This window comes from uncultured Pseudacidovorax sp., from assembly GCF_913773995.1.
Taxonomy (GTDB): domain Bacteria; phylum Pseudomonadota; class Gammaproteobacteria; order Burkholderiales; family Burkholderiaceae_C; genus Xenophilus.
Genome location: NZ_CAJYES010000249.1, coordinates 72,413 through 98,140, shown reverse-complemented (window position 1 = coordinate 98,140; position 25,728 = coordinate 72,413). Strand labels below are relative to the sequence as shown.

At 69.7% G+C, this 25,728-nt stretch carries 25 protein-coding genes; 14 read left to right on the top strand and 11 right to left on the bottom strand.

Annotation, left to right across the window (positions count from 1 at the left end; all coding sequences use genetic code 11):
• From QZ772_RS24230 to QZ772_RS24185, 10 genes are all read left to right on the top strand, one after another.
• On the top strand, window positions 1-484 hold a 484-nt coding region (locus QZ772_RS24230; RefSeq protein WP_295532224.1), incomplete at its 5' end, for a cyanophycin synthetase.
• 163 nt (window positions 485-647) lie between these two features.
• Window positions 648-1,850, top strand: a complete 1,203-nt coding sequence (gene ftsW, locus QZ772_RS24225; protein ID WP_295532240.1) for a putative lipid II flippase FtsW — start codon at window positions 648-650, stop codon at window positions 1,848-1,850.
• The gene (murG, locus tag QZ772_RS24220; protein ID WP_295532222.1) at window positions 1,847-2,917 is read left to right on the top strand and encodes an undecaprenyldiphospho-muramoylpentapeptide beta-N-acetylglucosaminyltransferase; all 1,071 of its coding nucleotides are present in this window, start codon (window positions 1,847-1,849) and stop codon (window positions 2,915-2,917) included. Before ftsW ends, murG begins: the two co-directional genes overlap by 4 nt.
• Window positions 2,914-4,329: a UDP-N-acetylmuramate--L-alanine ligase gene (gene murC / locus QZ772_RS24215; RefSeq protein ID WP_295532220.1), complete on the top strand. Its 1,416-nt coding sequence runs from the start codon at window positions 2,914-2,916 to the stop codon at window positions 4,327-4,329. Before murG ends, murC begins: the two co-directional genes overlap by 4 nt.
• Window positions 4,326-5,327 (top strand): D-alanine--D-alanine ligase, encoded by a 1,002-nt coding sequence (locus QZ772_RS24210; protein ID WP_295532218.1) that lies wholly within the window; start codon window positions 4,326-4,328, stop codon window positions 5,325-5,327. Before murC ends, QZ772_RS24210 begins: the two co-directional genes overlap by 4 nt.
• 3 nt (window positions 5,328-5,330) lie before the next feature.
• A complete protein-coding gene (locus tag QZ772_RS24205) occupies window positions 5,331-6,131 on the top strand; it encodes a cell division protein FtsQ/DivIB (protein WP_295532216.1) in 801 nt (266 codons plus the stop codon).
• Window positions 6,132-6,183: 52 nt separating this feature from the next.
• A complete protein-coding gene (ftsA, locus tag QZ772_RS24200; protein ID WP_017759904.1) occupies window positions 6,184-7,413 on the top strand; it encodes a cell division protein FtsA in 1,230 nt (409 codons plus the stop codon).
• A 166-nt stretch (window positions 7,414-7,579) separates the two neighbouring features.
• Window positions 7,580-8,800, top strand: a complete 1,221-nt coding sequence (gene ftsZ / locus QZ772_RS24195; protein ID WP_295532238.1) for a cell division protein FtsZ — start codon at window positions 7,580-7,582, stop codon at window positions 8,798-8,800.
• A 321-nt stretch (window positions 8,801-9,121) separates the two neighbouring features.
• Window positions 9,122-10,045: a UDP-3-O-acyl-N-acetylglucosamine deacetylase gene (gene lpxC / locus QZ772_RS24190; protein WP_295532214.1), complete on the top strand. Its 924-nt coding sequence runs from the start codon at window positions 9,122-9,124 to the stop codon at window positions 10,043-10,045.
• An 18-nt stretch (window positions 10,046-10,063) separates the two neighbouring features.
• On the top strand, window positions 10,064-10,240 hold the full coding sequence (locus QZ772_RS24185) for a hypothetical protein (RefSeq protein WP_017759907.1): 177 nt from the start codon (window positions 10,064-10,066) through the stop codon (window positions 10,238-10,240).
• A gap of 25 nt (window positions 10,241-10,265) precedes the next feature.
• On the opposite strand, the gene QZ772_RS24180 is transcribed toward QZ772_RS24185, so the two are convergent.
• Both QZ772_RS24180 and QZ772_RS24175 read right to left on the bottom strand, forming a co-directional pair.
• Window positions 10,266-11,327, bottom strand: coding sequence for a maleylacetate reductase (locus QZ772_RS24180; RefSeq protein ID WP_295532212.1), 1,062 nt, complete (start codon window positions 11,325-11,327; stop codon window positions 10,266-10,268).
• Entirely contained in the window at window positions 11,324-12,337 is a 1,014-nt protein-coding gene (locus QZ772_RS24175) for a tripartite tricarboxylate transporter substrate binding protein (protein WP_295532210.1), read from the bottom strand. The genes QZ772_RS24180 and QZ772_RS24175 overlap by 4 nt, the downstream gene beginning before the upstream one ends.
• A 101-nt stretch (window positions 12,338-12,438) precedes the next feature.
• On the opposite strand from QZ772_RS24175, the gene QZ772_RS24170 reads away from it, so the two are divergent.
• The gene (locus tag QZ772_RS24170) at window positions 12,439-13,371 is read left to right on the top strand and encodes a LysR family transcriptional regulator (RefSeq protein ID WP_295532208.1); all 933 of its coding nucleotides are present in this window, start codon (window positions 12,439-12,441) and stop codon (window positions 13,369-13,371) included.
• Between the two features lie 88 nt (window positions 13,372-13,459).
• On the opposite strand, the gene ruvC is transcribed toward QZ772_RS24170, so the two are convergent.
• The 8 genes from ruvC to QZ772_RS24130 are packed head-to-tail and all read right to left on the bottom strand — an operon-like array spanning window position 13,460 to window position 21,009.
• Window positions 13,460-14,008, bottom strand: coding sequence for a crossover junction endodeoxyribonuclease RuvC (gene ruvC / locus QZ772_RS24165; protein WP_295532236.1), 549 nt, complete (start codon window positions 14,006-14,008; stop codon window positions 13,460-13,462).
• Window positions 14,009-14,013: 5 nt separating this feature from the next.
• Window positions 14,014-15,081, bottom strand: coding sequence for a phosphatidate cytidylyltransferase (locus QZ772_RS24160; protein WP_295532206.1), 1,068 nt, complete (start codon window positions 15,079-15,081; stop codon window positions 14,014-14,016).
• A 14-nt stretch (window positions 15,082-15,095) separates the two neighbouring features.
• Window positions 15,096-15,743 (bottom strand): lysophospholipid acyltransferase family protein, encoded by a 648-nt coding sequence (locus QZ772_RS24155; protein WP_295532204.1) that lies wholly within the window; start codon window positions 15,741-15,743, stop codon window positions 15,096-15,098.
• 22 nt (window positions 15,744-15,765) lie between these two features.
• Window positions 15,766-16,509, bottom strand: a complete 744-nt coding sequence (gene mtgA, locus QZ772_RS24150; RefSeq protein WP_295532234.1) for a monofunctional biosynthetic peptidoglycan transglycosylase — start codon at window positions 16,507-16,509, stop codon at window positions 15,766-15,768.
• Window positions 16,509-17,375 carry a shikimate dehydrogenase gene (gene aroE / locus QZ772_RS24145; RefSeq protein ID WP_295532202.1) on the bottom strand — a complete coding sequence of 289 codons (867 nt, stop codon included), beginning with the start codon at window positions 17,373-17,375 and terminating at the stop codon, window positions 16,509-16,511. The genes mtgA and aroE overlap by 1 nt, the downstream gene beginning before the upstream one ends.
• 40 nt (window positions 17,376-17,415) lie before the next feature.
• A complete protein-coding gene (locus QZ772_RS24140) occupies window positions 17,416-18,282 on the bottom strand; it encodes an energy transducer TonB (protein ID WP_295532200.1) in 867 nt (288 codons plus the stop codon).
• 18 nt (window positions 18,283-18,300) lie between these two features.
• Window positions 18,301-20,373, bottom strand: a complete 2,073-nt coding sequence (locus tag QZ772_RS24135) for a ribonuclease catalytic domain-containing protein (RefSeq protein ID WP_295532198.1) — start codon at window positions 20,371-20,373, stop codon at window positions 18,301-18,303.
• Window positions 20,374-20,421: 48 nt separating this feature from the next.
• Entirely contained in the window at window positions 20,422-21,009 is a 588-nt protein-coding gene (locus QZ772_RS24130) for a YqiA/YcfP family alpha/beta fold hydrolase (protein WP_295532197.1), read from the bottom strand.
• Between the two features lie 41 nt (window positions 21,010-21,050).
• Between QZ772_RS24130 and rodA the strand changes: the two genes are divergently transcribed.
• The 3 genes from rodA (at window position 21,051) to QZ772_RS24115 (ending at window position 25,205) form a co-directional block, all read left to right on the top strand.
• Window positions 21,051-22,205: a rod shape-determining protein RodA gene (rodA, locus tag QZ772_RS24125; RefSeq protein WP_295532196.1), complete on the top strand. Its 1,155-nt coding sequence runs from the start codon at window positions 21,051-21,053 to the stop codon at window positions 22,203-22,205.
• Between the two features lie 192 nt (window positions 22,206-22,397).
• A complete protein-coding gene (tldD, locus tag QZ772_RS24120; RefSeq protein ID WP_295532194.1) occupies window positions 22,398-23,858 on the top strand; it encodes a metalloprotease TldD in 1,461 nt (486 codons plus the stop codon).
• 231 nt (window positions 23,859-24,089) lie between these two features.
• Window positions 24,090-25,205, top strand: a complete 1,116-nt coding sequence (locus QZ772_RS24115; RefSeq protein ID WP_295532192.1) for a 3-deoxy-7-phosphoheptulonate synthase — start codon at window positions 24,090-24,092, stop codon at window positions 25,203-25,205.
• Window position 25,206: 1 nt separating this feature from the next.
• Here the strand turns inward: QZ772_RS24115 and QZ772_RS24110 are convergent, their stop codons facing one another.
• Entirely contained in the window at window positions 25,207-25,725 is a 519-nt protein-coding gene (locus tag QZ772_RS24110) for a cupin domain-containing protein (protein WP_295532190.1), read from the bottom strand.
• Window positions 25,726-25,728: the final 3 nt, after the last annotated feature.

Here is a 25,728-nt window from a genome sequence, read left to right as displayed (position 1 = left end):
GGCGCCCATGCTCTACGGCCTGCGGGAATACCAGGGCGAGCCGCACCGCGTCGAGCCCATCGCCATCGTGGACGAGGTCGAGTACTTCGACGACAGCAAGGGCACCAACGTCGGCGCCACCGCCGCCGCCCTGCAGGGCCTGGGGCTGGAGCGCAAGCTGGTCGTCATCCTGGGCGGTGACGGCAAGGGCCAGGACTTCTCGCCGCTGGCGACGCTGGTGCGCCAGTACGTGCGCGCCGCCGTGCTGATCGGCCGCGACGGTCCCGCCATCGGCGAGGCCCTGGCCGAGACGGGCGTTCTTTTGCTGAGCGCCGCGACGCTGCCCGAGGCGGTGCGCCTGTGTGCCGAGCAGGCTCGACCCGGCGATGCCGTGCTGCTGTCGCCCGCCTGCGCCAGCCTCGACATGTTCCGCGACTATGCGCACCGGGCGGACGTGTTCCGCGAGGCGGTCGACGCGCTGGCCGACGAGGAGGTGCACGAATGAGCGCCGCCCGGCCGTTCCGCAGGCGCTCGCATCCGCAGTGCGCAGCACGGAGGATTTCCGAATGAGCGCCCGCATGCCTGCCGCCGCCACGCCCAACGCGCGCGAAGGCCGCTTCTTCGGCTGGTTCCGTCGCGCCGCCAAGAGCGGCATGGACGCGCTGCCCATGCACCTGCCTGTGCGCCTGGGCGGCGCCGACATCGCGCAGACCCGCGCCGCGCCGGTGCGCGTGGCCGGCTTCGACCAGCCGCTGGTGTGGGTCACCATCGCGCTGCTGATGTGGGGGCTGGTGATGGTGTTCTCGGCCTCCATCGCCATGGGCGACAACCCGCGCTTCAACCGCGCGGGCTACAGCGAGTCCTATCACCTGATCCGGCATGCGATCTCGCTGGTGTTCGCCTTCGTGGCCGGCCTGATCGCCTTCCAGGTGCCGATGCGCACCTGGGAGCGCACGGCGCCCTGGCTCTTCGTGGTGGCGTTGCTGCTGCTGGTGATCGTGCTGATCCCGCACGTGGGCATCAACGTCAACGGCGCGCGCCGCTGGCTGCCGCTGGGCTTCATGCGGTTCCAGCCTTCGGAGCTGGCCAAGCTGGCCATGGTCTTCTACGCGGCCAGCTACATGGTGCGCAAGATGGAGATCAAGGAGCGCTTCTTCCGCGCCGTGCTGCCCATGGGTGTGGCCGTGGTGGTGGTCGGCATGCTGCTGCTGGCCGAGCCCGACATGGGCGCCTTCATGGTGATCGCCATCATCGCCATGGGCATCCTGTTCCTGGGCGGCGTGAATGCACGCATGTTCTTCCTGATCGCCATGCTGGTGGTCGTGGCCTTCGCGACCATGGTCGCGGCCAGCCCCTGGCGGCGCGAGCGCATCTTTGCCTACCTGGACCCGTTCAGCGAGGAGCATGCGCTGGGCAAGGGCTACCAGCTCTCGCATTCGCTGATCGCCATCGGCCGGGGCGAGATCTTCGGCGTGGGCCTGGGCGGCAGCGTCGAGAAGCTGCACTGGCTGCCCGAAGCCCACACCGACTTCCTGCTCGCCGTGATCGGCGAGGAGCTGGGCCTGGTCGGCGTGCTGGTGGCCATCGCGCTCTTCCTGTGGCTAACGCGCCGCATCATGCACATCGGACGCCAGGCGATTGCGCTGGACCGCGTGTTCGCCGGCCTTGCCGCGCAGGGCGTGGGCGTGTGGATGGGCTTCCAGACCTTCATCAACATGGGCGTGAACCTGGGTGCGCTGCCCACCAAGGGCCTGACCCTGCCGCTGATGAGCTTCGGCGGCTCGGCCATCCTGATGAACGTGGTGGCGCTGGCGGTGGTGCTGCGTGTCGACTACGAGAACAGAGTCCTGATGAGAGGTGGCCGCGTATGACCGGCGCCCGCACCGCACTCGTGATGGCCGGCGGCACCGGCGGCCACATCTTCCCCGGCCTGGCCGTGGCCGAGGAGCTGCGCGCGCGCGGCTGGCGCGTGCACTGGCTGGGCGCGCCCGGCAGCATGGAAGAGCGCCTGGTGCCGCCGCGCGGCTTCGCCTTCGAGCCGATCCAGTTCGGCGGCGTGCGCGGCAAGGGCCCGCTCACGCTGGCGCTGCTGCCGCTCAAGCTGCTGCGGGCCTTCTGGCAGAGCTTCCAGGCCGTGGGCCGCGTCAAGCCGGACGTGCTGGTGGGTCTGGGCGGCTACATCAGCTTTCCGGGCGGCATGATGGGCGTGCTGCGTGGCCGTCCGCTGGTGCTGCACGAGCAGAACTCGGTGGCCGGCCTGGCCAACCGCCTGCTGGCGCGCATCGCCGACCGCTGCTTCAGCGCCTTCCCGAACGTGCTGCCGAACGCAGGCTGGGTGGGCAATCCGCTGCGCGAGCCCTTCCTGGCACAGCCGGCACCTGCCGCGCGCTTCGAAGGCCGCAGCGGCCCGCTCAAGCTGCTGGTGGTCGGCGGCAGCCTGGGCGCCAAGGCGCTCAACACCGTGGTGCCGCAGGCACTGTCACGCATCGCGCCGGCCGAGCGGCCCGTGGTGCTGCACCAGAGCGGCGAAAGGCAGATCGACGAGCTGCGCGCCAACTATGCCGCCGCCGGCGTCGAGGCTCAGCTGGTGCCCTTCATCGACAACACGGCCGAGGCCTTCGCCGCGGCCGACCTCATCGTGGCGCGCGCCGGCGCCAGCACCGTGACCGAGATCGCCGCGGTCGGCGCCGCCGCGCTCTTCGTTCCCTTTCCCTTCGCGGTCGACGACCACCAGACCACCAATGCCCGCTTCCTGGCGGACGCCGGCGGCGCCTGGCTGGTGCAGCAGACCGATCTGACGCCTGAACTCTTGTCCGACCTGATCCAGAAAACGACGCGCGCCGAGCTGCTCGAGCGTGCGCAGCGCGCACATGCGATGCGCAAGACCGATGCCGTGGCCCAGGTGGCCCTGGCCTGCGAGGAGCTGGTCAAGCCATGAAGCACGCGATCCGCCACATCCATTTCGTCGGCCTGGGCGGCTCGGGCATGAGCGGCATCGCCGAGGTGCTGTTCAACCTGGGCTATGGCGTGTCCGGCTCGGACCTGGCCGACAGCGCCACGCTGCGCCGCCTGGGCGGCCTGGGCATCCGCACCTTCGTGGGCCACGACGCCGCCAACATCGCCGGTGCCGACGCAGTCGTGACCTCCACCGCGGTGCAGGCCGACAACCCCGAGGTGGTCGCCGCCCGCGCCAAGAAGATCCCGGTGGTGCCGCGTGCCCTCATGCTGGCCGAGCTGATGCGTCTGCGCAGCGGCATCGCCATCGCGGGTACCCATGGCAAGACCACCACCACGAGCCTGGCCGCCAGCGTGCTGGCCACGGCCGGGCTGGACCCGACCTTCGTCATCGGCGGACGCCTGAACAGTGCCGGCGCCAATGCGCGCCTGGGTCAGGGCGAATACATCGTGGTCGAGGCCGACGAGTCCGACGCCTCCTTCCTCAACCTGCTGCCCGTGATGGCGGTCGTCACCAACATCGACGCCGACCACATGGACACCTACGGCCACGACTTCGGCCGGCTGCAGAAGGCCTTCGTCGACTTCCTGCACCGCATGCCCTTCTACGGCACGGCGATCCTGTGCGTGGACGATCCGGCCATCCGCCAGATCCTGCCGCAGGTGACCTGTCCGGTGACCAGCTACGGCTTCAGCGAGGACGCGCAGGTGCGCGCCGTCGACGTGCGCGCCGTGGGCGCGCAGATGCATTTCACCGCCCAGCGTCGCAACGGCGTGGTGCTGCCCGACCTGCCGGTGGTGCTCAACCTGCCGGGCGAGCACAACGTGCGCAATGCCCTGTCGGTGATCGCCATCGCGGTCGAGCTGGGCCTGCCCGACGAGGCGGTGCAACGCGGCCTGGCCGAGTTCAAGGGCGTGGGCCGCCGCTTCCAGCGCTATGGCGAAGTGGCCGCCACCGGCGGCGGGCGCTTCACGCTGATTGACGACTACGGCCACCACCCGGTGGAGATGGCCGCCACCATCGCGGCCGCGCGCGGCGCCTTTCCGGGTCAGCGGCTGGTGCTGGCCTTCCAGCCGCACCGCTTCACCCGCACCCGCGACTGCTTCGAGGACTTCGTCAAGGTGCTCGGCGGCGCCGATGCGGTGCTGCTGACCGAGGTCTATGCGGCCGGCGAGGCGCCCATCGTGGCGGCGGACGGGCGCAGCCTGGCGCGCGCGCTGCGCGTGGCCGGCAAGGTCGAGCCGGTGTTCGTCGACGACGTGCGGGCACTGCCGCAGGCGGTGCTGGACAACGCCCGCGACGGCGACGTGGTGCTGTGCATGGGCGCCGGCTCCATCGGCGCGGTCGCCGGCCAGGTGGTGGAACGCGCGCAGCAACAAGGACAGCCTGCATGAACCCGCAGTTCGCCTTCCCCCCGTTGCCCGACGCCGCCGCCATGGGCAAGGTGGCCGTGCTCTTCGGCGGCCGCTCGGCCGAGCGCGAGGTGTCGTTGATGTCCGGCACCGGCGTGCTGCAGGCGCTGCGTTCGCTGGGCGTGGATGCGCATGCCTTCGACCCGGCCGAGCGCGAACTGGCCGAGCTGCGCCACGAAGGCTTCGACCGCTGCTTCATCGCGCTGCACGGCCGCCACGGCGAGGACGGCACGGTGCAGGGCGCGCTCGAGCTGCTGGGCATTCCCTACACCGGCTCCGGCGTGATGGCCTCCAGCGTGGCCATGGACAAGACCATGACCAAGCGCGTGTGGCTGGCCGAGGGCCTGCCCACGCCGCGCCATGTGCTGCTCCAGGCCGATGGCCAGGTGCGCGAGCGGGTGCGCGAGGTGCCCGACACCCTGGGCCTGCCGCTGATCGTCAAGCCGCCGCACGAGGGCTCGTCCATCGGCGTGACCAAGGTGCAGGGCTATTCGCAGATGCAGGAGGCCGTGCAGCTGGCCGCGCGCTACGACCCCGAGGTGCTGTGCGAAGAATTCATCGACGGCGACGAGCTGACCTGCGCCGTGCTCGGCACGGGTGCCGGCGCCGTCGCGCTGCCGGTGATCCGCATCGCCGCGCCCGAGGGCGCCTACGACTACCAGAACAAGTACTTCACCGACGACGTGAAGTACCACTGCCCCGCGGGCCTGCCCGATGCGCTGGAGGCGCAGGTGCGCCGGCTGGCCGTCGCCGCCTACCGCAGCCTGGGCTGCCGCGGCTGGGGCCGGGCCGACTTCATGGTGCGTGCGCGCGACCAGCAGCCCTTCCTGCTGGAGATGAACACCTCGCCCGGCATGACCGGCCATTCGCTGGTGCCCATGGCCGCGCGCGCCGCGGGCCTGAGCTACGAGCACCTGTGCCTGCGCATCCTGGCCACCGCCGCGCTGGACACCCGCCCCGTCTCCAAGGAAGGTGCCTGACCCATGGCCGACGGCATCGCAGTCCCGCTCGACGTGCGCCTCATGAACCTCACGGCGACCGTCCTGTACGCGCTGTGCGGGCTGATGCTGCTCGCCGCCGGCGGCTGGTGGGTGCTGCGTCAGCCCTTCCTGCCGCTGGGCGTGATCCGTGTGGATGGCGACGTGGCGCACAACAACCCGATCACGCTGCGGGCCAACGTGGCGCCCCGGCTGGCCGGCAACTTCTTCACCGTCGACCTGCAGCGCGCGCGCGCCGCCTTCGAGTCGGTGCCCTGGGTACGCAAGGCGGTGGTGCGACGCGAGTTTCCGAATGCGCTGCGCGCCACGCTCACCGAGCATGTGCCGGCCGCGCTGTGGGGTGCCGAGGACGAGTCCCGCATGATCAACACCTACGGCGAGGTCTTCGAGGCCAACACCGACGAGGCGGGCGACAACCTGCCGCGTCTGGAGGGCCCGGACGACCAGGCCAGCCAGGTGCTAGGCATGTACCGCGAGCTGGCCCCGGCCTTCGACGGCAGCGGCCTGAAGCTCACCGAGCTGCGGTTGTCCACCCGTGGCGGCTGGCAGGCGGTGCTGGACTCCGGCGCCACCGTGGAGATTGGCCGTGGCACGCCCGAGGAGGTGATGGCGCGCGTGCGGCGCTTCCTGCTCAGTGCCCGCCATGTGGCCGCGCAATACGGCCGCAGCATCGAATCCATCGAAAGCGCCGACCTGCGCCATGCCGACGCGTACGCAGTGCGCATCCGCGGCGTCACCACCGTCTCGGCCGATGCGCCCGCCGCAGCAGCCGCACGGCGGCGGTAGACCGAACAGACAGACAGAACGAACGAGAGCCCCGAGGGAACACTCACACATCATGGCCAAAGACTACAAGGACCTGGTTGTCGGACTCGACATCGGCACCGCCAAGGTGATGGCGGTGGTGGCCGAAGTGCTGCCGGGCGGCGAGCTCAAGCTCGCCGGCCTGGGCGTGGCACCGTCCAACGGCCTCAAGCGCGGCGTGGTGGTCAACATCGACGCCACCGTGCAGAGCATCCAGCAGGCGCTCAAGGAAGCGGAGCTGATGGCCGACTGCAAGATCGGCCGCGTCTACACCGGCATCACCGGCAGCCACATCCGCGGCATCAACTCCAGCGGCATGGTGGCCGTGAAGGACCGCGAGGTCAGCACCACCGACGTCGCCCGCGTGGTGGAGACGGCGCGCGCCATCAACATCTCCAGCGACCAGCGCCTGCTGCTGGTGGAGCCGCAGGAATTCGTGATCGACGGCCAGGACGTGAAGGAGCCGATCGGCATGAGCGGCATGCGCCTGGAGGCCAAGGTGCACATCGTGACCGGCGCCCAGAGCGCGGCCGAGAACATCATCAAGTGCGTGCGCCGCTGCGGCCTGGAGGTGGACCAGCTGATGCTGAACCCGCTGGCCTCCAGCCTGGCGGTGCTGACCGAGGACGAGCGCGAGCTGGGCGTGTGCCTGGTGGACATCGGCGCCGGCACCACCGACGTGGCCATCTTCACCAACGGCGCCATCCGCCACACGGCCGTGATCCCGATCGCGGGTGACCTGATCACCAGCGACATCGCGATGGCGCTGCGCACGCCCACCAAGGACGCCGAGGACATCAAGGTCGAGAACGGCTTCGCCAAGCAGCTGCTGGCCGACCCCGAGACACAGGTCGAGGTGCCCGGCCTGGGCGACCGCGGCCCGCGCATGCTGAGCAAGCAGGCGCTGGCCGGCGTGATCGAGCCGCGCGTGGAAGAGATCTTCCAGCTCGTGCAGCAGGTGGTGCGCGAGTCGGGCTACGAGGAAGTGCTCTCGTCCGGCGTGGTGCTCACCGGTGGCAGCGCCGTCATGCCGGGCATGGTCGAACTGGGCGAGGACATCTTCCTCAAGCCGGTGCGCCGCGGCATCCCGAAGTACGCCAGCGCGCTGTCGGACATGGTGGCCCAGCCGCGCGCTGCCACCGTCATGGGCCTGCTGGAAGAAGCCCGTCACGCGCGGATGCGTGGCTACAAGGTCGCGCAAAAAAATGGTTCAGTGAAGACGGCTTTCGGCCGATTCAAGGATTTCATCGTGGGGAATTTCTGATGCGCGACACAGCACCTCGGCTCCACCTCATCCATTTCAACGAGCGATGGCGACGTACGGGGCCGCCGCCACCGCAGGAAGTTCTTCCTTCCACTTTCACCACCCCGCCCCCGACAACAACAGCAACGTCAGTCAAGCAGCAACTGCAAGGATCCAGGAGTTCATGATGCCCATCGAAATGATCGAAGTCGAAGAGTTCAACCAAGGCACGCAGATCAAGGTGATCGGTGTCGGCGGCGGCGGCGGCAACGCCGTCACCCACATGATGGAGCGGGGCGTGCAGGGGGTGCAGTTCGTCTGCGCCAACACCGACGCCCAGGCGCTCAACCGCTGCGGCGCGCCCAAGTTGATCCAGCTGGGCGGCAACGGCCTGGGTGCCGGCGGCAAGCCGGACAAGGGCCGCGAGGCGGCCGAGGCGGCCGTGGACGAGATCCGCACCGCCATCGACGGTGCCCACATGCTGTTCATCACCGCCGGCATGGGCGGCGGCACCGGCACCGGCGCGGCGCCCGTCATCGCCCGCGTGGCCAAGGAGATGGGCATCCTGACCGTCGGCGTGGTCACCAAGCCCTTCGACTGGGAAGGCGGCAAGCGCATGAACAACGCCGAGTCGGGCCTGTCCGAACTCGAAGCCAATGTCGATTCGCTGATCGTCATCCTGAACGAGAAGCTGCTCGAAGTCCTGGGCGACGAGGTGACGCAGGCCGAGGCCTTCGCGCATGCCAACGACGTGCTGAAGAACGCCGTCGGCGGCATCTCGGAAATCATCAACGAGTACGGCGGCGTGAACGTCGACTTCGAGGACGTGCGCACCGTGATGGGCGAGCCCGGCAAGGCCATGATGGGCACCGCCTCGGCCAACGGGCCGGACCGCGCCCGCATCGCCGCCGAGCAGGCCGTCGCCTGCCCGCTGCTGGAGGGCATCGACCTGTCCGGCGCCAAGGGCGTGCTGGTGCTGGTGACGGCTTCGAAGGCTTCGCTGAAGCTGTCGGAATCGAAGCTGGCGATGAACACCATCCGTGCCTACGCCTCTCCCGAAGCCAACGTCATCTACGGCGCCGCCTACGACGACAGCCTGGGCGACGACATGCGCGTGACCGTGGTGGCCACCGGCCTGTCGCGCCCGGCCGCCGGCCGCGGCCAGCCTGAGCTGCAGGTCATCCGCACCGGCACCGACAACGTGGCCTTCCAGGTCCCGACGCTGGGCGGCGCGCTGGCCAGCGGCGTGGCCTCCGGCGCGGCCGGTCAGGCCAAGTACGACGGTATGGCCGTGCCCAGCGTGTGGCGCACCAACCGGACGATGGCGGCCGCCAAGGTGGATGCGCTGTCTTCTGGCGGCATGGACGATTTCGAGATCCCCGCCTTCCTCCGCCGCCAAGCTGACTGACGGCGCATCGGGCTACTGCGCGGTCCGATCTCGCATCTGTGCTTCTCGCCGTACCCGAGTACGGCTGCGATGCTCGATGCGACCTCGGACCGCTCGCTACGCCCGCTGCACCATCAGTCGTCCTGCGCTCGACTGAAGGCACCGGCAGCCTGCGGCTGCGGTGCGCAATCCGAGCAGAAATTGGCGCCACGCACCGGGTTCGATGCGTGGCGCTTTCGTTCGTCTTGCCTGCCTGCGGGCACTTACGCCTCCTTACGGCTATCACGGTCATAGGCCGAAGAGTGGGGTTGGCGCGGGGTGGCCAAAATTACAATCCGCGCCGTGCTGCAACAACGAACCCTCAAGTCCATCACCCGCGCCGTGGGCGTCGGCCTGCACAGCGGGCAGCGCGTGGAGCTGACGCTGCGGCCCGCGCCGGCGGACACGGGCATCGTGTTCCGGCGTGTCGATCTGCCCGAGCCGGTGGACATCCCCATGCGGGCCGAGTCGGTGACCGACACCCGTCTGGCGTCCACGGTTTCCACCGGCGGCGCCAAGGTGCAGACGGTGGAGCACATCATGTCGGCCTGCGCCGGCCTGGGGCTGGACAACCTCTACATCGACATCACCGCCGACGAGGTGCCGATCCTCGACGGCTCGGCCTCGTCCTTCGTCTTCCTGCTGCAGAGCGCGGGCATCGAACTGCAGAAGGCGCCGCGCCGCTTCATCCGCGTACTGCGGCCCGTTGAGGTGCGCGAGGGTGAGGGCGACAACCTCAAGTGGGCCCGGCTGGAGCCCTACCACGGCTTCAAGCTGAGCTTCGAGATCGACTTCGACCACCGCGTGGTCAATGCCACCGGCCAGCGCTACGAGTTCGACCTGAGCGTGGGCCAATATGCCCGCGACATCGCCCGTGCACGCACCTTCGGCTTCACCAAGGAGGTCGAGTACATGCGCAGCAAGGGCCTGGCCCTGGGCGGCGGGCTGGACAACGCCATCGTCATGGACGACCACAAGGTGCTCAATGCCGGCGGCCTTCGCTACGACGACGAGTTCGTCAAGCACAAGATCCTGGACGCCATGGGCGACCTCTACATCGTCGGCAAGCCGCTGCTGGCCGCCTACAGCGCCTTCCGCTCGGGCCATGCGCTCAACAACAAGTTGCTGCGTGAACTGCTGGCCCAGTCCGATGCCTACGAGATCGTGACCTTCGAGGACACGCGCCAGGCCCCCCGCGGCTTCGGCGAGATCGCCCGCGCCTGGTAAGGCGCCCGCCGCATCCGCATGCTGCTCTTCCGCTGGGTCATCCTCCTTTTGCTGCTGGTGGCGGGGGTGTGCTTCGCCTTCTATGCGGCCACCGGCCAGATGCGCTATCGGCGCCTGGGCTGGATCGTCTTCAAGTGGACCTTCCTGGCGGCGCTCGGCTTCTTTGCCGTGCTGATCGCCGAGCGGCTGGCCTGAGCGACAGGGTCGCAGCCGCCTGGGCTCACGCCGACGGTCGCACCCCGTCGTAGGCGTTCTGCAGCAACTGGCGCAGCGCCGCGGCCTCCAGGGGCCGAGGATTCGGGTACTGGTTCTGCATCGCCAGCGCGCAGGCGCGGTCCAGATCCTCTTCGCGCAGACCGATCTCCCTCAGTGCCACCGGTGCGCCGTGCCGCCGCGCCAGTTCGTACAGCGCCCGCGGCGCGTCGTCTGCTCCGAGGGCGCGGGCGATGCGGGCCATGGCCGCCGGCGCGGCTGGCGCGTTGTAGGCCAGCGCATGCGGCAGCACGATGGTGTGGGTTTCGGCATGCGGCAGGTTGAAGCTGCCGCCCAGCGTGTGGCACAGCTTGTGGTGCAGGGCCATGGCCACGCTGCCCAGCACCGTGCCGCACAGCCACGCACCATAGAGCGCGTCCGTCCGCGCCTGGGCGTCGCCGCTGTCCGCGTGGATGGCCGGCAGCGCCCGGCCCAGGGCGGCCAGTCCTTCCTCGGCCATCAGTTGCGTCACCGGGTTGGCGTCGTCGGCATACAGGCCCTCGGCCGCATGGGCCATGGCATTGATGCCGCTGACCACCGACAGGCCCACGGGCAGGCCCAGGCTGAGCTGCGGGTCGTAGATCACCGTGCGCGGCAGCACGCGCGGGTCGCGGCCGGTGCGCTTCACGCCCTCGTCCGTCAGGCCATAGATGGGCGTCATCTCGGAGCCGGCATAGGTGGTGGGCACGGCCAGGATCGGCAGGCCGCAGTCCAACGCGATGGCCTTGCCCAGCCCGATGGTGGAGCCGCCGCCCACTGCCACCGCGCAGTCGGCGCCCAGGCGCTGCGCCACGGCCCGGGCCTCGCGCGCGGCCGCCATGGGCACATGCATGACCGCGCCGTCGAACACGCCCGCGGCCCTTTCGCCGAGCAGGTCGGCCACCTGTTCCGCCTGGGCCCGCTGCGGGGGCGTGCACAGCACCAGCGCCTTGCGTGCGCCCAGAGCCTCGACCTCCGCCGCGACCTGTGCCAGCGTGCCGGCGCCGAACAGCACGCGCTGCGCCCGGCTTTCGTAGACGAAGGGTTTCATTCGGCGACGATGTTGCGGGCCTTGATCAGGCGGCCCCAGCGGGCGCTTTCACTGCGCACGAGCTGGTTCATTGCCTCCCGCGAGCCGGCCACCACTTCGAAGCCGCCTTCGGCCAGGCGCTTGGCCACCTCCGGCTGGCGCAGCGTCGCGGTCACATCGGCGGCCAGGCGGTCGAGCACCGGCGCCGGCACCTTGGCGGGCGCCACCATCCCGACCCAGGAATAGACCTCGAAGCCCTTGTAGCGCTCGGCGACGGCCGGCACGTCGGGCAGGGCCGCGCTTCGCTGCGGCGAGGTCACAGCCAGCGCGCGCAGCTTGCCGCTCTGGACCTGCGGCAGCACCAGCGGCAGGCTGGCGATCATCGAGTCCACATGGCCGCCCATCAGGTCGGTCATGGCCGGGCCGCCGCCCTTGAAGGGCACATGCGTGCCCTTGCCGCCCGCGGTCTCCAGGAAGAGTTCGGCCGCCAGGTGGTTGGAGCTGCCCGCGCCCACCGAGGCGTAGGAAACGCCGTTGCCCGCCTTGGCGGCCGCCACGTAGTCCTGCAGCGTGCGGTAGGGCGAGTTGGCCGGTACCACCAGCACCATGGGCGAACGGGCGATGTACGACACGCCGGTGAGGTCGCGCTCGGTGGAGTAGGTCAGCCGGGGATAGATGTGCTGCTCGGTCGCGTAGGAGTCGAACACCATCGCCACCGTGTGGCCGTCGGGCGGTGCCTTGGCCACCAGCGCCATGCCGATGGTGCCGCCGGCACCGCCGCGGTTGTCGATGATCACCTGCTGGCCCAGGCGGGCGGCCAGCGGCTCCTGGATCTGGCGCGCCACCTTGTCGACCGTGCCGCCGGCCGCGAAGGGCACGACGATGGTCACGAGCCGCGAGGGGAAGGCCGGCTGCGCCGCCGCGGAGCCGGCCGCCAGAAGGCCCAGGCCGAGGCCAAGGCCGAGTGAAAGGCCCTGGCCGATCAGCCTGCGGCGGGAGGCGCCGCCGCGCGTTGTCTCTTGCTGGAACATGGTCGATTCCTGGTTCTTGTGAAGTGGCCTGGATGCTATTCTTTGCGTGGCATCTGCAGAATCCGCTGCGTCTGCCAAACGCCTTTGCGAGGTCTGCACAGATGGAATCGATCCGCTTCGCCGAATCCCTGGCCGTGTTCGTCGACGTGGCCGAAGCGGGCAGCTTCTCGGCGGTGGCCCGGCGGCGCGGCATGGTGGCCTCGTCCGTCGCGCGCCAGATCGATGGTCTGGAGCAGGACCTGAAGGTGCCGCTCTTCACTCGCTCCACACGCGCGCTGGTGCCCACCGAGGCCGGCACGCTGCTGCTGGAGCGGGCCCGCAAGATCCTGCGCGACATGACCGACGCGCGCACCGAGGTCGTGTCGCTCGACCGCAGCGTGCAGGGTCTGTTGCGGGTGAGCTGCGTGCCGGCCTTCGGCCGCCGCCACGTGGTGCCGCACCTGGGCTCGCTGTTCGACCGCCACCCGGCGCTGCGGGTGGAACTGGAGTTGACCGAGCGCCTGGTCGATCCGGTGCTGGAACGCTTCGACCTCGTGATCCGCATCGGTCCGCAGCCGGACAGCAGCCTGGTGGGCCAGCGCATCGGCAGCCAGCGCTACATCATGGGCGCCTCGCCTGCCTATCTGGCGCGCCACGGGCGGCCCGAGCGCTTCGAGGACCTGGCCCATCACCGGCTGATCGACCGCCAGCACAGCACCAGCGCCCGCGGCTGGCGCGAGCTGGACGGCTTCGACTGGAGTCGGCCGCCGCACTTCGTGCTGGAAAGCGATGACTGCGACTCGCGCCGCCACTGTGCCGCGCAGGGTCTGGGTATTGCGTTGATGCCCAACTGGGCCATCGGCGAAGACCTGGCCGCGGGCCGCATCGTCGAACTGGTGCTGGAGGGTGCGCCGCCTCAGCCGGCCAGCGGCATCTTCATGCTGCGCGCGGCGCCGCGGGCCAATGTGAAGGTCCGTGCCTTCACCGAGCACCTGCTGGACAGCATCGGCCGCTCCGCGAGCTGGGTAAGCGACAGCGAGACTGCGCTGCAGTAGGACTAGCCGGTACTCCTCTCGCCAGCCATTCAATTGCGCACGGCCTGTCTGGCGCTTGCGCCCGGCCCTCCGTGCTCGGGTCCGCTTGTCAGCGCGAGCGCCCGCCCTTGTAGAGCCCGCTGGCCCGCGGCTGCAGCGTGGTGGCCTGGCCGAGGCGAGCCCGCACCCGCCCCACCTGCGCATGGGTGATGGCCAGGCCCAGCGCATCGGCGGCGTCGCTGCCGGGCAGTCCAGGCAATTCCAGCAGTCGCCGCACCATCTCTCGCACCTGATCCTTGGCGGCGCGCCCGTGGCCTGCCACCGCCTGCTTCATCTGCGTGGCGGTGTATTCCGCCACCGGCAGGCCGCTGGTCACCAGGGCCGTCAGACAGGCACCGCGCGCCTGGCCCAGCAGCAGCGTGGACTGCGGATTGACGTTGACGAACACGATCTCCACCGAGGCCGCGTCGGGCTGGTAGCGCCGGCTCAGTTCGCCGATGCCGTCGAACAGCACCTTGAGCCGCGCCGGCAGGTCGGTGCTGCCCAGGTGTCGCGTGGTGATGGTGCCGCTGGCCACATAGCGCAGCGACGGGCCGTCCACATCCACCACGCCGAAGCCGGTGGTCTGCAAGCCGGGGTCGATGCCGAGTACGCGCATCGTCCTCATGCGTTGAAGTACCAGCGGACCGAATGGAAGAAGATGGGTGCCGCGAAGCACAGGGCATCCACCCGGTCCAGCAGGCCGTTGGCGCCGGTGATGCCCACGCCCTTGCGACCCCAGTGCGGCACGCCCCGGTCGCGCTTGAGGGCCTTCATCACCAGGTGGCCCATGGAGCCCGCCACGCAGGCCACCAGCGCGGCCACGAAGGCCTGCCAGAAGTGGAAGGGCGTGATGAAGGACAGCAGTGCCCCCACGAAGCTGGCCACGGCCATGCCCACGCCCCAACTGGCCCAGTTGAAGCTGCGGCTGACATGCGGCGCGATGGGCGCGCGGGGCCGCAGGATCTGCCGCAGCAGGCCGCCACGGCCGGGCGGCGCCGGTGGGCCGGCCTGGCTGTCGCTGCCCGAGGCGGCCAGGTGGCGGTAGATCAGGTGCTGCACCAGCATGCAGGTCTGCACCGTCGCGACCAGGAAGAACACCAGGAAGACGTTCTTGCCCTCGTAGCCCGGGAACTGCAGCAACAGCAGCGCCGGCACATGCGATAGGCCGTAGACGCAGACCATGATGCCCCACTGCAGCTTGGCATTGCGTTCGAGGAAGTGGTCCGGGTCGTCCGCCAGCGCCGCGGCCGTGGGCAGCGCCAGGAAGGCATAGACCGGGATGAACACCGTGAACAGGTCGAAGCGGGCCGTGCCCACCAGCACGAACTGGATCGGCAGCACCACGAAGAAGGCCAGCAGCAGGCTGCGATGGTCTCCGCGCCGCGTGGGCGAGAGCGTGATGAACTCGCGCAGCGCCAGGAAGGCGATCAGCCCGAAGAGCACCGTGGCCACCGTCTCGCCCAGCGCCCAGCCGATCCAGAAGACGATCACCATCACCCAGGTGGTGCGCAGCAGGGCGCGCAGGTGCACGAGCTCCTCTTCCCAGGCTTCGCCATGCACGGGGTTGCGGCGCTCGCGCAGGCCGACGAAGAAGAGGGCAGCGCTGACCAGCGCCAGGATGCCGAAGACCAGCAGGAAAAGTGCGGCCACCTGCTGCGAGGCGCCGAGGTTGCGCAGGAAGTTCTCCATGGCCGGCGTCCTTCCTACACGTCGCGCAGAGCGATCACGGCCTCGCGCGCCCGATCGAGGAAGGCGCGCCGCTCCTCGCCCGGTTCGATACGGAGGGGCGCGCCAAAGGTCACCGAGCACAGGATGGGCACAGGCACCACTTCGCCCTTGGGCATCACGCGCTGGACGTTGTCGATCCAGGCCGGCACCAGCACCACTTCCGGAAACATCTGCGCCAGTGTGTAGAGGCCCGACTTGAATTTCTGCGGCTCGCCGGTGTGGCCGCGCGTGCCCTCCGGAAAGATGATGATCGAGTCACCGCTTCGGAGCGCCTCGATCAGCGGCTGCAGCGGTGCCATCGGGTCGGGCGGCGGTGCGCCGTCCTCGGCCGGTGCGGGCGTGCCGCCGCGCTCGACGTAGATGGCGTTGAACACCTCGGTGGTGATCCAGCGCTTGAGCGGCGAATTGGCCCAGTAGTCGCGCGCGGCGATGGGGCGGGTGATGCTGCGCAGTTCGCCGGGCAGCGCGGCCCAGATCATGACCAGGTCGATGTGGCTCTGGTGATTGGCGAAGTAGATCCGCTGCTCGGCCTTGGGCGGGCAGCCCCACCAGCGCGCCTGGGCACCGGTGAGCAGGCGCGTGACGCCCAGCAGCAGGGCGCCCGTCAGCTTGGCAAGGTACATCGGTCGATGATACGGGCCGCCCTCAGGGCAACTCGACCGCGCCCATGCGCGCCACGATGGTGGCGGCGCGGCCGTTGAGGTAGGTCGAGTAGGGCCGCTTCTCGTAGAACTTGGGGCTGGGCAGCATCACGGCCAGGCGTGCGGCCTCGCTGGCCGTCAGGCGGTCGGAACCCTTGCCGAAGTAGTGGCGGGCCGCGGCCTCCGCACCGAAGACGCCCTCGCCCCATTCCACGCTGTTGAGGTAGATCTCCAGGATTCGGCGCTTGCCCAGGAAGAGCTCGAGCAGCTGCGTCAGCACCAGCTCCTGGCCCTTTCGCAGCAGCGTGCGTTCGCCCGACAGCAGCAGGTTCTTGGCCAGCTGCTGGCTGATGGTGGAGCCGCCGCGCAGCTGCGGCGGTCGGGTGGGTCTGCCCTGCGCGGCGGCGCGGGCGGCCCGCCGGGCGGCCAGTTCCTCGGCACGGGCATTGCGTTGGCGCGCGCGTTCGATGGCTTCCCATTCCACGCCGCCGTGCTCGACGAAGGCGGCATCCTCGCTGGCGATCACGGCACGCTTGAGCGGATCGGCGATGCGCTCATAGGGCACCCAGGTCTGGCTCCATTGCGCGTTCGGGCCGTCCTGCCGCGCCAGGCGCCACATCTCCGAGCGCTGGAAGCTGGTGGACTGCGGATCGAGCACCAGCATGAGCGCGATGCGCAGCAGGAAGAACAGCTGCAGCGCCACGCCGGCCAACACCAGGCAGGCCAGCCAGCGGCCGAACGAACGCATCATGCGGCGCTGCCGTCGACGAGGGCGCGCAACTCGGCCAGCACGGGCGCGGCATCCGGCCGCACACCGCGCCACACGGCAAAGGCTTCGGCGGCCTGCTCGACCAGCATGCCTAGGCCGTCGCGGGCCGTGGCGCCGTGGGCCTGCGCCCAGCCGATGAAGCCGGCGGCGGCGGGGCCGTACATCATGTCCACGGCCAGCGCGCCCTCGGCCAGCACACACGCGGGCACCGGCACGCCGTCGCCCGACAGGCTGGACGCCGTGCCGTTGACGACGATGTCGAAGCGCGCGTCGCCCAGGCCGTCCAGACCCGCGGCTTGCAGGTCGCAATCCGCACGGTGCCCGCAGGCGGAATGGCGTGCCACCAGCACCTCGGCCCTGGCGACCGTGCGGTTGGCCACCACCAGGCGCGTCGGCGCTGCGTCGATGAGCGGGCCCATCACGCCCGCTGCCGCGCCGCCGGCGCCGATCAGCAGGACCCGCGCACCCGCGAGCATCCGGCCTGCATGGCGCTCGATGTCGGCCACCAGACCGGCGCCGTCGGTGTTGTCGCCGTGGACGTGGCCGTCTTCGTCGAAACGCAGCGTGTTGACGGCGCCGGCCAGGCGAGCGCGCTCGCTCAGGCGCTCGCCCGCGAGGGCCGCGGCGTCGAACTTGCAGGGCACAGTGACGTTGCAGCCACCGGCCCGGTCGCCGGAGGCCCGTGCCTCGCGGCGGAAGTCGGCCACGGCCTGGGCGAAGGTGCCGGGGGCGACCTCGCGGCGTCCATAGTCCAGCGTCTGGCCGGTGAGTTGGGCGAAGCGGGCGTGGATCCACGGCGAACGGCTGTGCGCCACCGGGTTGCCCATCACGCAATAGCGGTCCATGGGGGTCTTGAAGCGGTCGAAAGAAGAGGGCGGCGGCCGCTCACTGCGCGGCACCGGAGACCTGGGTCTCCAGCGTCTCGTCGCGCGTGAAGCGGAAGCGCGAGGGCAGCACGATCTGGTCGGCCTGCCGGCGCATGGCGTCGGTGAAGGGGCCGAAGTTGCCCAGGCTGCGCACGATGGCCTGGGCGCGCCGGTCCAGGTCGGCGCTGCCGGAGCTTTCCACCAGCTCGGTCGCCAGCAGGCGGCCGTCATGGTTGACGGTGATCAGCAGGGTGAGCTGGCCGTAGAGCTTCTGGCCCCGCGCCTCGGGAAAGTTCTGCGTCCCGCGCGCCTCGATGCGGCGGCGCAACGCATCCACATAGCCGGCATAGGCGACCTCGCGCGTGGACGGGCTGATGTAGCGGCGCTTGGGACGGGCGTTCTCTTCGTTGACGCGTCGTTCGATCTCGGCGAGCAGGTCCAGCAACTGGCGGCGGCGCTCTTCCTGTGCCTGGCTGTCGGCCGTCTGGCCGGTGTGGCTCGGGTCGGGCGGCGGCAGGGCGGCGAGTTGCTTGCGCACGCGCGCGAGCAGCATCTGCTGCTGCTCCTGCAGCGCATCGATGCGGCGCTGCGCGTCCTGGTCTGAATCGCCGACGGCGCGGAAGGCCGAAGGCGGCAGCGGGCTGGTGGCGCGGCCGCGCTCCAGATCGCCGCCGCCGGCCAGCGTGGCCTGGGCCAGGGCCGCCGGCTTGGCCGGCAGGTCGGTCTGCGCGCTGCGGGCATTGACCAGGATGATCTCCAGCGGCGATTCCTGCATCACGCGGTCGAAGGCGGCCGGGTTGGCCACGCGCACGCCCAGCACGGCCGCATGCGCCAGCACCGACACACCCAGTGCCATCTGCAGCGGAGTCAGGTCGGCCAGACGCATGGCAGGCGGGAACGGGGATCAGGCGGCAGGCGCAGGCGCGGCGGCCTCGGGTTCGGCGTCATTGACGTCGACGGCGATGGTGAGCGCACCGGTCGCGGCCTCTTCCTCGTCCGCGTCGGCGTCATCGGCCGCAGGCGCGGCCTCGGCGTCCAGGCGCTCGATCACGCTGCCGTTGACGGCCAGCGCGATCTCGTCGATGTCGCCCAGGCGCAGGCGCACACGGGCGCCGCGCGGCAGGCCCTGGGCACCGATCACCGGCAGCACCAGCGGCAGCAGGTCGGCGCGGGCCAGTGCCTCGCCGCCGCCGGCGTCGCGCACCAGCGTGGCCTCCAGCTCGCGGATGCCCTGCTGCTGCAGGTACTTGAGCGTCCAGAAGCGCTCCATGCCGGACTGGTAGGCGTTGTAGGTCGCGTACGCCGCGTCGAAGCCGGAGAGGATGGAGAACAGGCCCGCATCCTTGGGCTTGAAGGGCGCCGCCAGCGCAGCGGTCTTACCGTGGCGCGCGGCCGCGATGATCTGCCACTGGTTGACCAGATCGGTGTAGCGGCGCAGCGGCGAGGTGCTCCACGCATAGGCCTTCACGCCCAGGCCGGCATGCGGCAGGGCCTTGGTGCCCATGCGCACCTTGATGCCGGGTGCCAGGCTGGCCTGGCTGCGGTAGAGCGCGGGCACGCCCAGCTCGCCCAGCCAGCCGCCCCAGCTGCTGTTGGCCAGGATCATGGCCTCGGAGACGATCAGGTCCAGCGGCGCGCCGCGGCGGCGCGTGGTGATCTGCACGGTCTCGCTGCCGTCGGGCTCGGCACGGTCCTCATGGCCGACCAGGCGGAAGTTGTAGTCGGGGCGGTTGAAGCTCTCGGGCTTGCCGCGCACCACTTCGCGCTGCGCCTTGAGCGCCTTGGCCAGGCGGAACAGGAAGGCCAGCGGCGCATGCAGGCGCTGCGCTGCGTCGGGGCCGCCAGTGGCGGTGGGTGCCTCCAGCCAGGCTTCGTCGATCACGGCATCCAGCTGGTCGTGGCGCAGGTTGGCAACCACCGGCACGCGCTCGATCTTCGTCTCGATGCCCTGCAGCGCCAGCGTGGCCTCGTCGAAGCGGGCATAGAGCGACACCGCCGGGCGCGGCGCGCCTTCGAGCAGGGTGTAGGTCTGCACGATGGCGTCGGGCAGCATGGTGATCTTGTGGCCCGGCATGTAGACGGTGGACATGCGCGCGCGTGCCACCTGGTCCAGCGCGTCGCCGGGGGCGAGCGCCAGGCCGGGCGCGGCGATGTGCACGCCGACGGTCACGGTGCCGCTGCCCAGGCCCTGCACCGACAGGGCATCGTCGATTTCGGTGGTCTGCGAGTCGTCGATGGAGAAGGCTTGCACGCCCTCGGCCAGCGGCAGGTCGTCCGCCACGGCGGGCGCGCTGAGCGAAGCCGGAAAGCCCGTGCCCTTGGGGAAGTTCTCGAACAGGAAGCGCTTCCAGTGGAACTGGTAGGACGAGTCGATGGCACCGGCGGTGGTCAGCAGCTCCAGCGGCGGGCGCTGCGCGGTGCGGGCGGCCTCGACCACGGCCTTGTATTCGGGCGCGTTCTTGTCGGGCTTGAAGAGGATGCGGTAGAGCTGCTCGCGGATCGGGGCCGGGCAGCGGCCCGCCACGAGCTCGCCGGCCCATTCGGTGATCTGCGCCTGGATGGCCTTCTTCTTCTCGATGGCGGCCAGGGCCTGCTGCACGATTTCGGCCGGCGCCTTGCGGAAGCGCCCCTTGCCGCTGCGGCGGAAGTAGTGTGGGGCCTCGAACAGGGCGAAGAGGGCGGCGGCCTGCTGCGCCAGCGTGGGCTTGTCGCTGAAATAGTCGGCGGCGAGTTCGGCAAAGCCGAATTCCTCGTCGGACGCGAATTCCCAGGCCAGATCCAGGTCCATCGTGGCGGCCAGCGCGCGCGCCTCGGCGATCAGCTCGGCGGGCGCCGGCTTGTCGAAACGCAGCACGATATTGGCGCCCTTGACCTTGACGCGCTTGCCGCTTTCCAGCTCCACCTGCGCCGACGCTTCGGCCTCGGACAGCACGCGGCCGCCGAAGTACTTGCCGGCTTCTTCGAACAACACAAACATCCGGCGATTGTCACATGCGCCCCGCGGCGAGCCGGGCGCTGGGCAGGCTCAAGCCGGCTGCAGGAAGGCCATCACGGCATTCAGGTGGGCCGTCTCGAAATCGGACAGCGCATGGTCGCCGCCTTCCACCACGCGTAGCAGGCTGCCGGGGTAGCGGGCCGTCATCTCACGCCAGTCCAGCAGCTCGTCGCCCTTGGCGATCACGGCCATCAGGCGCTCCGGATGCGGCAGTGCGCCGGTTTGCAGGGCACGCAGTTCGTCGATGTAGTCGGGACGGAAGAAGAAATGCGCTTCGGGGTCGTGCCAGGCGGTCTGCTCGCCGATGTACTTCTCGAGGTCGCGCGCCGGGTGAACGGCCGGGTTGATGAGCACCGCGCGGCAGCCCGTTCGTGCGGCCAGCCATGTGGCATAGAAGCCGCCGAGCGAGGAGCCGACCACCGCCATGCCATCGACCGGCCAGTCGGCCGTGCCCTGCGCAATCAGTTCGGCCGCCGCGCGCGGCGAGGGCGGCAGCTGCGGGCACCACCAGTGCACCGCCGGATGCCGCGCGGTCATCCGGGCCGCCATCACCCGGGCCTTGGCCGACTGCGGCGAGGAACGAAAGCCATGCAGGTAGAGCAGATGGGTGGTGGGCATTCGCCGCACTGTAGCGGGGCACGCGGATAATCGCGCGCCTCATGTCCGCCGTCTTCCAGCGCCCCTCGCTCCTGCGCCGCATCGCGCCCGTGTTCCAGGGCTTCGACATCCTGCTGGTGCTGGCGCTGCTGGTGCTGGCCTCGACCGGCATGGTCGCCATGTATTCCTCCGGCTACGACAGCGGCACCCGCTTCTCGGACCACGGTCGCAACATGCTGCTGGCGGCGGGCATCATGTTCCTGGTGGCCCAGGTGCCGCCGCAGCGGCTGATGAGCCTGGCGGTGCCCCTGTATGCCTTCGGCGTCACGCTGCTGGTGGCAGTGGCGCTGTTCGGCGTCACCAAGAAGGGCGCCACGCGCTGGCTCAACGTGGGCGTGGTGATCCAGCCCAGCGAGATCCTCAAGATCGCCATGCCGATGATGCTGGCCTGGTGGTTCCAGCGGCGCGAGGGCCAGCTGCGACCGCTGGACTTCGTCGTCTCCTTCGTGCTGCTGGCGGTGCCGGTGGGCCTGATCATGAAGCAGCCCGACCTCGGCACCTCGCTGCTGGTGCTGGCGGCGGGGCTGTCGGTCATCTTCTTCGCCGGCCTGCCCTGGAAGCTGATCGTGCCGCCGGTCATCGTGATCGCCGTAGTCGTGACGCTGATCGTCTGGTACGAGCCGCAGCTGTGTGCCGACGGCGTGGACTGGCGCATCCTGCACGAGTACCAGCGCCAGCGGGTGTGCACGCTGCTCGATCCCTTCCGCGACCCGCTGGGCAAGGGCTTCCACATCATCCAGGGCATGATCGCCATCGGCTCCGGAGGCCTTGGCGGCAAGGGCTTCATGCAGGGCACGCAGACGCACCTGGAGTTCATTCCCGAACGCACCACCGACTTCATCTTTGCTGCCTATTCCGAGGAATTCGGGCTGGCCGGCAACCTGTTCCTGATCTGCGCCTTCACCTTCCTGATTCTGCGTGGCCTGGCCATCGCCTCGTCGGCGCCCACGCTGTTCTCGCGCTTGCTGGCCGGTGCGGTGACGATGATCTTCTTCACCTACGCCTTTGTGAACATGGGCATGGTCAGCGGCATCCTGCCGGTGGTGGGCGTGCCGCTGCCGTTCATCAGCTATGGGGGCACGGCCATGGTGACGCTAGGTTTGGGGTTGGGCATCCTGATGTCGATCGCGCGCTCGCGGCGCCTGATGCAGAGCTGATCACCCCGCGGTCGCGCGGCGCTGTCTTCTCCGGCGAGCGCCTGCAGCGTTGACTCGCCCGGACCGCGATTCGCCCCCGCGCTCGCCCGTCGATGGCGGCCGCGCGCGCCGCGTGGGCATTGCCCCTGATGCCCGGCCTGCCGATCCGCGAGGGCGGCGGCGGCGCCCGGAGGCGCGAGCAATAATCTGTCGATGATCTCCCGCGAACCCACCCTCGAGCGCCTGGCCACGGCGCAGCAGCTTTTGCTCACGCCTTTCGGGCTCGACGAGACGCACCTCGCCAAAGCCCTGGCCGAGATCCGCGCACACAAGGTGGACGACGCGGACCTGTACTTCCAGTACACCCGCGCCGAGGGCTGGAGCCTGGAGGAAGGCATCGTCAAGACGGGCAGTTTCTCCATCGACCAGGGCGTGGGCGTGCGGGCGGTGAGCGGCGAGAAGACCGCCTTCGCCTATTCCGACGACATCTCCGAAGCCTCGCTGCTCGACGCCGCCCGCACCGTGCGCACCATCGCGACAGCCGGCAAGTCGGGCCGCGTCAAGACGCCGGCCCGCAAGGTGGCGCCCAGTCGGCAGCTCTACGGCGGCATCGATCCCATCGCCACACTCGACAGCACGGCCAAGGTGGCGCTGCTCGAAAAGGTCGAGAAGCTGGCCCGCAGCCGCGACCCGCGCATCGCGCAGGTCATGGCAGGCCTGGCGAGCGAATACGACGTGGTGCTGGTGGCCCGTGCCGACGGTACGCTGGCCGCGGACGTGCGGCCGCTGGTGCGCCTGTCGGTCACGGTCATCGCCGAACAGAACGGCCGGCGCGAGATCGGCTCCGGCGGCGGCGGCGGCCGCTTCGGTCTGGCCTACTTCGGCGACGAGCAGATCGCCGAGTACGTGGACCATGCCGTCAATTCGGCCCTGACCAACCTCGAGTCGCGCCCGGCCCCGGCCGGCGAGATGACCGTGGTGCTCGGCCCCGGCTGGCCCGGCATCCTGCTGCACGAGGCCGTGGGCCACGGCCTGGAAGGCGACTTCAACCGCAAGGGCTCCAGCGCCTTCAGCGGCCGCATCGGCCAGCGCGTGGCGGCCAAGGGCGTGACGGTGCTGGACGACGGCACCATCGCCGACCGCCGTGGTTCGCTCAACGTGGACGACGAGGGCAACCCCAGCCAGCGCAATGTGCTGATCGAGGACGGCATCCTCAAGGGCTACATCCAGGATTCGCTCAACGCCCGACTCATGGGTGTGGCGCCCACCGGCAACGGCCGGCGCGAGAGCTATGCGCACCTGCCCATGCCGCGCATGACGAACACCTACATGCTGGGCGGCAACCGCCACCCGGACGAGATCGTCGCCAGCATCGACAAGGGCCTGTACGCCATCAACTTCGGCGGCGGCCAGGTCGACATCACCAGCGGCAAGTTCGTGTTCTCGGCCAGTGAGGCCTGGTGGGTGGAGAAGGGCAAGCTGCTGTATCCGGTCAAGGGCGCGACCATCGTCGGCAACGGCCCGGACGCGCTGACGCGCGTGAGCATGATCGGCAACGACATGAAGCTGGACACCGGTGTGGGCACCTGCGGCAAGGAAGGCCAGAGTGTGCCGGTGGGTGTGGGCCAGCCCACACTGCGCATCGACCGCCTCACTGTCGGCGGCACGGCCTGAACATAAATACAGCTTGGCAAGCCGTTTTCACGTGCTAGAGTCGCGCTTCATGTTCGCTCAACGCGCTTATTACTTTGCCTACTTTTGGTTTCCGGACTCCGGCGGACGAGAGGCGCGCGCGTAAACGCAACAACCCAACCCCTCAAAAACCGCCGGTGCCAAAAGCCCCGGCGGTTTTTTTTCGTCCCATCGCTTTCCGTCACACACCAACCCACAAGAAGGATCGTTCCCATGAACAGCAGCAACGCCACCGCCAACCCCTGGTATGCGCCCGTCGAGAAAACCAGCCAGACCGACGACGAACGCATCAAGGACATCAACGTGCTGCCCCCTCCGGAACACCTCATCCGCTTCTTCCCCATCCACGGCACGGCGGTAGAAAAGCTGATCACCGGCACCCGCCACGCCATCCACAACATCATGGCCGGCACGGACGACCGGCTGCTGGTGGTGATGGGCCCCTGTTCCATCCACGACCCGGCCGCGGCCCTGGACTATGCCCGCCGCCTCAAGGCCGAGCGCGATAAGTACGCCGACTCGCTGGAGATCGTGATGCGCGTGTACTTCGAGAAGCCGCGCACCACCGTCGGCTGGAAGGGGTTGATCAACGACCCATACCTGGACGAAAGCTACCGCATCGACGAGGGCCTGCGCATCGCGCGCCAGTTGCTCATCGACATCAACCGCCTGGGTCTGCCGGCAGGCAGCGAGTTCCTGGACGTGATCTCGCCGCAGTACATCGGCGACCTGATCGCCTGGGGCGCCATCGGCGCGCGCACCACCGAGAGCCAGGTGCACCGCGAACTGGCGTCGGGCCTGTCGGCGCCCATCGGTTTCAAGAACGGTACCGACGGCAACATCCGCATCGCCACCGACGCCATCCAGGCGGCGGCGCGGGGCCACCACTTCCTGTCGGTGCACAAGAACGGCCAGGTCGCCATCGTGCAGACCAACGGCAACAAGGATTGCCATGTGATCCTGCGCGGCGGCAAGGCGCCCAACTATGACGCCGCCAGCGTCGAGACCGCCTGCCGCGACCTGGAGGCCGCCGGCCTGCCCCCGACGCTGATGGTGGACTGCAGCCATGCCAACAGCAGCAAGCAGCACCAGAAGCAGGTGGACGTGGCGCGCGACATCGCCGACCAGATCGCCAGCGGCAGTCGCAAGGTGTTCGGCGTGATGGTGGAAAGCCACATCCAGGCCGGCGCGCAGAGGTTCTCGCCGGGCAAGGATGTGCCGTCGGCCCTGGAATACGGCAAGAGCATCACCGATGCCTGCCTGGGGTGGGACGACTCGCGCAATCTGCTGGAGGTGCTGTCGCAGGCCGTCAAGAAGCGGCGCGGCTGAGTCAGATGAAAGACGCCAGTGCGGGCCAGTGGTGCCGCAGGGCGGCCGCCAACTCGCCCTGGGCATCCATCAGCGTGAAGTCCGCGAAGTCGAAACCCGGCGCGACGGCGCAGGCGGCGAGGGTGTAGTCGCCGGCGCTGTGCGTGGCCACCGGCTGTGCGGCCTGCCACTGGCCGGCGGGCACCACGTGCTGGGGGCGGCTGCCGTGGACGTCCACCGCGGCGAGCCGCACGTGGGCCGGCGGTGTGCGGAAGGCAGCGTCGGCGGTCCACAGGGTGAGCGGCACGCCCTCCAGGTGCACCCAGAGTTCATCGGACAGCACCTGGTGCCAGCGCGAATGCTGACCGGCCTCGAGCAGAAAGTAGATGCTGGTCAGTGCGGCGCGCGGCCCGCGATGGTCGCCCGGTTGCACCGAAGCCGGGGCGCGGAACACCTCCCGATACCAGCCGCCCTCCGGATGAGGTTGCAACTGCAGCGTCTCGATCAACTGGCGGGAACGCGAGGTTGGGGGCGGGGGCATAGC